The 358-nt window shown below is 51.4% G+C and carries 1 pseudogene; it reads right to left on the bottom strand.

What is annotated here, in order from left to right:
• A pseudogene (locus tag WG8_RS28010) lies at positions 1 to 358 on the bottom strand (acyl-CoA synthetase FdrA); the annotation flags it as partial.

Here is a 358-nt window from a genome sequence, read left to right as displayed (position 1 = left end):
CCTTGCGTGTACATATCGTCGCCTAAATCAACGATGGCATGACCGTTTGATCTGAGGACATAACCGGCTTCATGGATAAGTCCATCCTTCAGTTGAAGAGCATCCGCGATGAGCATAGCCGCTTCAGCAGCTAATGTGCCGCCTGCATACAAACCCTGAATCGAGGTTTGTTCCGGATTCAATGCGGTCTTCGGCACATCGATCGGCAAGCTATATAACGGCTGCACGGCAGCGCCTTTTGCCAGATCAATCGCAATCATCGCCGCTTCCTCCAACGTATAAGCCTCATAGACATTCCCTTCATGTGCGGACGGTTTTTCTCCAAGGAAAAGAGTGACCACTGGCTTCGACAGCCCCT

It is taken from the genome of Paenibacillus sp. Aloe-11, from assembly GCF_000245715.1.
GTDB classification, from domain to species: Bacteria; Bacillota; Bacilli; order Paenibacillales; family Paenibacillaceae; genus Paenibacillus; species Paenibacillus kribbensis.
This window is presented reverse-complemented; position numbering and strand designations above follow the sequence as displayed.